The 6,664-nt window shown below is 49.2% G+C and carries 8 protein-coding genes and 1 pseudogene; all 9 read left to right on the forward strand.

Annotated elements, in window-relative coordinates:
* Complete coding sequence (locus DWY89_RS12025) at window positions 1-630, forward strand: ATP-binding cassette domain-containing protein (RefSeq protein ID WP_118523627.1); 630 nt, start codon at window positions 1-3, stop codon at window positions 628-630.
* 56 nt (window positions 631-686) lie between these two features.
* Window positions 687-1,460, forward strand: a complete 774-nt coding sequence (gene larB / locus DWY89_RS12030) for a nickel pincer cofactor biosynthesis protein LarB (RefSeq protein ID WP_118523626.1) — start codon at window positions 687-689, stop codon at window positions 1,458-1,460.
* Window positions 1,461-1,539: 79 nt separating this feature from the next.
* On the forward strand, window positions 1,540-2,904 hold the full coding sequence (gene larC, locus DWY89_RS12035; RefSeq protein WP_118523625.1) for a nickel pincer cofactor biosynthesis protein LarC: 1,365 nt from the start codon (window positions 1,540-1,542) through the stop codon (window positions 2,902-2,904).
* Between the two features lie 67 nt (window positions 2,905-2,971).
* Complete coding sequence (larE, locus tag DWY89_RS12040; RefSeq protein WP_207663378.1) at window positions 2,972-3,826, forward strand: ATP-dependent sacrificial sulfur transferase LarE; 855 nt, start codon at window positions 2,972-2,974, stop codon at window positions 3,824-3,826.
* Window positions 3,827-3,848: 22 nt separating this feature from the next.
* A complete protein-coding gene (locus tag DWY89_RS12045) occupies window positions 3,849-4,547 on the forward strand; it encodes a DUF5714 domain-containing protein (RefSeq protein WP_118523624.1) in 699 nt (232 codons plus the stop codon).
* 306 nt (window positions 4,548-4,853) lie between these two features.
* Window positions 4,854-5,177 (forward strand): hypothetical protein, encoded by a 324-nt coding sequence (locus DWY89_RS12050; RefSeq protein WP_004613237.1) that lies wholly within the window; start codon window positions 4,854-4,856, stop codon window positions 5,175-5,177.
* 101 nt (window positions 5,178-5,278) lie between these two features.
* Complete coding sequence (locus tag DWY89_RS12055) at window positions 5,279-5,716, forward strand: radical SAM mobile pair system MarR family transcriptional regulator (RefSeq protein WP_009535039.1); 438 nt, start codon at window positions 5,279-5,281, stop codon at window positions 5,714-5,716.
* Complete coding sequence (locus DWY89_RS12060) at window positions 5,713-6,402, forward strand: radical SAM mobile pair protein A (protein ID WP_005946182.1); 690 nt, start codon at window positions 5,713-5,715, stop codon at window positions 6,400-6,402. Before DWY89_RS12055 ends, DWY89_RS12060 begins: the two co-directional genes overlap by 4 nt.
* Window positions 6,390-6,664: pseudogene (locus DWY89_RS12065) on the forward strand (radical SAM mobile pair protein B); the annotation flags it as partial. The gene DWY89_RS12060 and the pseudogene DWY89_RS12065, both read left to right, overlap by 13 nt.

The following is a 6,664-nucleotide window of genomic DNA, read 5'->3' on the forward strand; positions in this document are numbered from 1 at the left end:
ATGTCACTAAAGGCGGAAAACCTATCTTTTTCGTATGAAAATGGAGGGCGCCACGTGCTGACGCGTATTTCCCTGAAAATTGAGCCAGGAGAGCGCGTGGGTCTGGTGGCGCCGAGCGGATATGGAAAAACGACGCTGTGCCGCCTGCTGGCGGGATATGAGAGAGCGGAAGCGGGAACGGTAGAGATTGACAGCATACCAATTGAGAATATCCGAGGCTGTATGCCGGTGCAGTTAATCTGGCAGCACCCGGAGCAGGCGCTCAACCCACGCTGGCGGATGCGCCAGGTTCTCAGTGAGGGCGGTCAGGTGGATGAGGAGAGCCGGGGACGGCTTGGCATCCGGGAAGAATGGCTGGATAGGTTTCCATCGGAGCTTTCCGGCGGCGAACTGCAGCGGTTCTGTATTGCCAGAGCGCTGGCGGCAAATCCGCGGTATCTGCTGGCGGATGAGATCACCGCGATGTTTGATGCAGTGACCCAGAGCCAGATCTGGCAGGCGCTTTTGCATGAGGCAAAGGAGCGGGAGCTGGGAATGGTGATTGTGAGCCATTCGGAATCTCTTTTGAAGCGGATTTGCACGCGGCAGATTGATTTAAAGGCATTGCAGGAAAAGATGGCAGCAGTTTAGCCGGTTCACATATTGACAGAGAAAATTGGGATTTGACAAGGAGAAATGAGGAAGAAATGGATGTTCGGAAGCTGTTGGAAGAGGTAAAACGGGGGGATACGAGTATTGAGGAAGCGGAGAACGCGTTCAAGAATCTTCCTTACGAAGATTTAGGGTATGCGAAGCTGGATCTGCACCGGAAATTGCGTTCGGGATTCCCAGAGACGGTGTTCTGCCAAGGAAAGCCGGATGCCTATCTGGCGGATATTTTCGAGACGCTGTACCGGGAAAATGGGGAAGTACTCGGAACGCGGGCGACGCCGGAGCAGTGGAATCTAGTGCGGGCGCGCATCCCGGAGATAGAATACGATCCGGTTTCAAAAATTTTGCAGGCGAGAAAATCATCGGAGACACCGCGGAAGCTGGAAGGGCTGGTGGCAGTCTGCACAGGCGGAACCGCGGATATCCCGGTTGCGGAGGAAGCTGCCAAAACGGCAGAATTTTTCGGCTGCCGCGTGGAGCGCTACTATGATATAGGGGTGGCGGGCATCCATCGCCTTTTATCCAAACGCGAGGCGATTGCGCGGGCAAACTGCGTGATTGCGGTGGCGGGAATGGAAGGCGCGCTTGGCACAGTTGTCGCCGGGCTGGTGGAAAATCCGGTCATTGCGGTTCCGACCTCGGTCGGCTATGGTGCAAGTTTTCATGGACTGTCGGCATTGATCACGATGATTAATTCCTGTGCGAACGGCATTTCGGTTGTAAATATAGATAACGGCTACGGCGCAGCATATCTGGCGGCGCAGATTAACCGCCTGTCGGTTCGGGAGCCGAAGAAGACGGCAGAGTGATAGTGGTTTGTGATAATTGCATAAAAGCGAAAAACGGAAATGTATCAATAAAATGAGAAAAGTAGAGGGAGAAGTAAAAATGGATGAGAAAATCTTATATCTGGATTGTGCGTCTGGAATCAGTGGAGATATGACGGTTGGCGCACTGTTGGATCTTGGAGCAAGCCGGGAAAAACTGGTACGGGCACTGGACAGTCTGGGCGTATCCGGGTATCATCTGCATTTTGGGCGGACGAAGAAATGTGGAATTGATGCGTATGATTTCGATGTACATTTAGAGGAAGAAGAGCATCATCACGACCACGAACATCATCACGACCACGAACATGGTCATGAGCACGAACATAGCCATGATGAGCACGACCATGAGCATCATCACGATCATGAACACACTCACGACCATGAGCACAGCCATGATCACGCTCACACCCACGATTATATGCATCCTCACGTCCACCGCAACATCCATGACATTTTCGAGATCATCGATCGTCTGGATGCATCTGACCGCGTTAAAAACCTGGCGCGCCGGATGTTTGAGATTGTGGCGGGGGCAGAGTCGAAAGCACACGGAATCCCGGTCAGCGAGGTTCATTTCCATGAAGTCGGTGCAATTGACTCGATTGTGGATGTTATCAGTGCGGCATTCTGCCTGGAGGATCTGGGAATCCACCGCGTGGTGATATCGCCGCTTTCCGAAGGTCATGGATTCGCACGCTGCCAGCACGGTTTAATGCCGGTTCCGGTTCCGGCGACGGCAAATATCGCAGCGGCACAGGGCTTGGAACTGACGCTTCGGGATGTCGAAGGAGAGATGGTAACGCCGACCGGCGCGGCGATCGCGGCGGCATTCCGGACAGAAGCGGCGCTTCCGAAGAAGTACCAGATCGAAAAGATCGGTATCGGCGCCGGAAATAAGGATTTCGCGCACGCGAATATCCTGCGGGCGATGCTTCTGACGGATAAAACGGTGGAAGTAGAAACTGGAAAAGACGGTCACGACGAGAGCTCCATGTGGGTCATGGAGGCAAACCTGGACGACTGCACCGGCGAGGCGCTGGGATATGCGATGGAGGTGCTTCTGGAAGCGGGCGCCAGAGATGTGTGGTACACACCGGCATATATGAAGAAAAACCGTCCGGCGTATGTGCTTCATGTACTGACAACGGCAGAAAAACGGGAAGAATTAGAACAGCTTGTCTTCTCCTGTACGACCACGATCGGTGTGCGCCGCTATCCAGTAGAGAGGACGATACTGCCACGGGAAGTAAAGGAGATCCAGACCCGTTACGGGGCAGCAAAGGTAAAAATCTGCAAGCGCGGCGGCGTGGATACGTGCTATCCGGAGTATGAGAGCGTGCGCGCGATCTGCCGGGAGACAGGGAAGCGCTTCATGGAAGTATTCCACGGAGTAATGGAAGACGGAAGTATTAGTTTACAGTAAGCACTTTTGAGATTGAAAAACGGCACAGTGCATTCTCGTTAGATAATTAAGAGGAGAATCAAGAACCATGGAAAATAAACCAATGATATCAGAGACAGAAAAAAGAGAAGCTTTAAAACAGTTCATGGCAGAAAAAGCGAAGGCACCGGTCTGTGTCGCCTTTTCGGGCGGTGTGGACAGCAGCCTGATTCTCAAGCTGGCGTGTGATACGGCGAAGAAGACGGGAATGCCGGTTTATGCCGTGACATTTCACACCATGCTGCACCCAGCCTGTGATCTGGAGATCGCGGAGCGGGTGGCAAAGGAGCTGGGCGCGATCCATAAAATTATCCAGGTCAATGAGATGGAGCTGGAAGCCATCCGGACGAATCCGGTCAACCGCTGTTATATCTGCAAACACCACCTGTTCGCGACACTTCTGGATTTTGCAAAAGAAGAGGGGATTCCGTGCGTGATGGACGGAACCAATGAGAGCGACCTGCATGTGTACCGCCCGGGTATCCAGGCACTCCGTGAGCTGGGTGTCGTCAGTCCACTTGCACAGTGCGGACTGGAGAAAAAGGATGTCAAGGCATTTGCGGCTGACTTAGGAATTTCCGTTGCATCCCGTCCGTCCATGCCATGTATGGCGACCCGCCTTCCATATGGAACTTCCTTTGACATGGAAGTTTTGAAGCGGATTGAGAAAGGCGAAGATTATCTTCGAAGCGTGTTTGGCGGAAATGTGCGCCTGCGCCTGCATGGCGATATTGTCCGGATCGAGGTGGATGCGGATAAATTTGAAAAAGCGATTGCCGAGCGGGAGACGATCTGCAGGACATTAAAAGAAATGGGATTTCTGTACATTACACTCGATCTGGAAGGTTTCCGGTCGGGAAGTATGGATATAGTGGAGAAACTCAACGCGCTGGTCGGGAAATGAATGTAAAGGAGATGGAAATCCCATGCAAGAAGAATGTATTGTCTGTAAAGCACCTCTTATTTATCTGGAACAGGATGAATGGATGGAGTGCGAATTATGTCATAAAAAAGAATTGAGCAAGACCAGATGCCAGAACGGGCATTATGTTTGTAATGATTGTCATACGAAGGGACTGGACACTATTCTTTCCCTGTGTATAGACGAAACATCCAGAAATCCGATCGAGATTGTCCGGAAGATGATGGATGCACCGTTTTGCCATATGCATGGACCGGAGCATCATGTCATGGTGGGAGCGGCTCTGCTTACTGCATATAAAAATGCGGGAGGTGCTATTAATCTGCGGGAATCTGTGATGGAAATGCTGAACCGTGGGAAAGCCGTTCCAGGAGGAACCTGCGGATTCTGGGGTGCCTGCGGAGCGGGAATCAGCGCAGGTATGTTTGTATCTATCTTGTCTGGGGCGACGCCACTGACGGAGGAATCCTGGGGACTTTCGAATCAGATGACATCAAAAGCACTGGAGGCGATTTCGCGCACCGGCGGTCCGAGGTGTTGTAAAAGAGATTCTTATCTGGCGATTCTGGCGGCGGTTGATTTTGTAAAAACGCATTTTGGAATCGAAATGGAATGCACAGAAGTCCATTGTACGCATTATGCTCAGAACAATCAGTGTATTGGCAAGCGCTGTCCATTTTGGCGATTTGATGATAGTATTTGACTATAAATGGATAAACGGAGATAATAAAGTTGCGATATAATTAGATTGTGCGAGATGGGATTGCAGTTTGCATAATGTGTGAACTGTGATGAGAGAGCAATTTCTCGTGTAATAGGAAATTTCCTGGAATTCCCTATTACACAAAAAGGCACATCCTTTTTTACGTGGAAAAATCGGAATTGACCGAGCTCTTTGAGCGAGGGATACTTCTTGTCCGAAGGGCAAGAAGGTGGGCGTAAAAAAGATTAGAACAATCGGAATTTATCAGAAAATGAGGAATAGTTGAAATGGAGGCGCTATAATAACATGAAGATTGAAGGGAACCAGAAAGAACTGGATGCAATGGTAGAATTTCATAAGGGAAACCGTGTCGAGGGACTGAGACTGCAAGAAGAATTTGCAGCGGAATTTCGTAAGGAGTATAAAGACAAAGATCACTGTCCTTGCCTGAAAGCCTGTCGTTATCACGGAAACTGTAAGGAATGTGTAGCAATCCACAGAGCGCATCAGGAACATGTTCCTAATTGTATGCGACCATTGATTAATAAAAAATTGAAATTGATGTCAGAATTAACAGAGCATACCTTGGCAAATGAAATAGAAGCTCCACATGAGATTTTAAGAAAATAGGCAAGTCAAATTCCCGTTTACCTCTATTCAAACATACAAGCTCTTGACAATAAAGCTCCTATATAGTATGATTTTATAAACTACTATATAGGAGCTTTTGCATGAAAACAAATGGCGGATTTCTTGTCACCAAAATAAAACAGCTTGGTGACCGGATTTTTGAGAAGATTCTCAGCGAAAAAAATATCGATGCGTTTAATGGAGCCCAGGGGCGTATTCTTTATGTGCTGTGGCAGGAGGATGGAATCTCGATCAGGTCACTCTCGGTCAAATGCGGATTAGCGATAACATCTCTTACGACGATGCTGGAAAGAATGGAAAATCAAGGACTGATAAGCCGTGTTCAGTCTGAAACGGACAAAAGGAAAACACTCCTGTTTCTGACTGAGAAAGCACATGCCTTAAAGGGCGAGTACGATTCTGTATCTGATGAGATGGGCAGCATTTACTACAAAGGTTTTTCAGAGGAAGAAATTACCCGGTTTGAGGAATGCCTCGACCGCATCAGAAAGAATCTTGAGGAGTGGCAGAAGTCATGAGTATTTGTATCAAAGATCAGATTCAGAACATGAATATCGTCATTGGCTGCACAGTGGGGTGTACATATTGCTATGCCCGCAACAACGTGAAACGCTGGCATATGATTGATGACTTCGCTGACCCTGAATTCTTTCCGAGTAAGCTCAAGATGATGGAAAAGAAACGTCCGCAGAACTTTCTTCTTACCGGGATGAGCGATCTCTCCGGATGGAAGCCGGAATGGAGAGACGAGGTATTTGCAAAGATCCGTGAAAATCCACAGCATCAGTTCCTGTTCCTTACCAAGCGACCTGATTTGCTGGATTTTGATACCGATCTGGAAAACGCATGGTTTGGCGTTACGGTGACGAGGAAAGCAGAGCTGTGGCGTATCGACGCCCTTCGGAAAAACGTCAGAGCAAAACATTACCATGTTACCTTTGAACCGTTATTCGACGATCCCGGCACAGTTGACCTTTCCGGAATCAATTGGATCGTTGTCGGCACCATGACCGGAGCTCAGAGCAGGAAGATTCATACGGAGCCGGAATGGGCATGGTCTCTGGCGGACCAGGCACATAAGCTCGGCATTCCGGTGTTTATGAAGGAAGACCTTGTCCCTATCATAGGGGATGAAAATATGATTCAGGAAATGCCGGAAGAATTTAATAAAGTGTTAGAGGTACAGAAATCATGGAAGAAGTAATAAATGGAATCCTCATTCGTGAGGTGGAAACAAAGAACATCATGACTAAGTCTAGTCTGCCGGTAGGCGGTTACTCGGTCAATCCCTATGTGGGCTGTACACATGCCTGCAAGTATTGCTATGCTTCTTTTATGAAGCGCTTTACCGGGCACAAGGAGGAATGGGGCACTTTCCTTGATGTGAAGCATTGGCTGGAAATTAAAAATCCGAAGAAATATGCCGGACAGCGGGTGGTCATCGGTTCTGTGACAGATGGCTACAA

Source organism: Clostridium sp. AF27-5AA, assembly GCF_003478415.1.
Taxonomy (GTDB): Bacteria; Bacillota; Clostridia; order Lachnospirales; family Lachnospiraceae; genus Otoolea; species Otoolea fessa.

What these genes read in the sequence shown, in the direction of transcription:
- DWY89_RS12025 (WP_118523627.1), top strand. Translation starts at nt 1, where the DNA reads ATGTCACTAAAGGCGGAAAACCTATCTTTTTCGTATGAAAATGGAGGG.
- larB (WP_118523626.1), top strand. Translation starts at nt 687, where the DNA reads ATGGATGTTCGGAAGCTGTTGGAAGAGGTAAAACGGGGGGATACGAGT.
- larC (WP_118523625.1), top strand. Translation starts at nt 1,540, where the DNA reads ATGGATGAGAAAATCTTATATCTGGATTGTGCGTCTGGAATCAGTGGA.
- larE (WP_207663378.1), top strand. Translation starts at nt 2,972, where the DNA reads ATGGAAAATAAACCAATGATATCAGAGACAGAAAAAAGAGAAGCTTTA.
- DWY89_RS12045 (WP_118523624.1), top strand. Translation starts at nt 3,849, where the DNA reads ATGCAAGAAGAATGTATTGTCTGTAAAGCACCTCTTATTTATCTGGAA.
- DWY89_RS12050 (WP_004613237.1), top strand. Translation starts at nt 4,854, where the DNA reads ATGAAGATTGAAGGGAACCAGAAAGAACTGGATGCAATGGTAGAATTT.
- DWY89_RS12055 (WP_009535039.1), top strand. Translation starts at nt 5,279, where the DNA reads ATGAAAACAAATGGCGGATTTCTTGTCACCAAAATAAAACAGCTTGGT.
- DWY89_RS12060 (WP_005946182.1), top strand. Translation starts at nt 5,713, where the DNA reads ATGAGTATTTGTATCAAAGATCAGATTCAGAACATGAATATCGTCATT.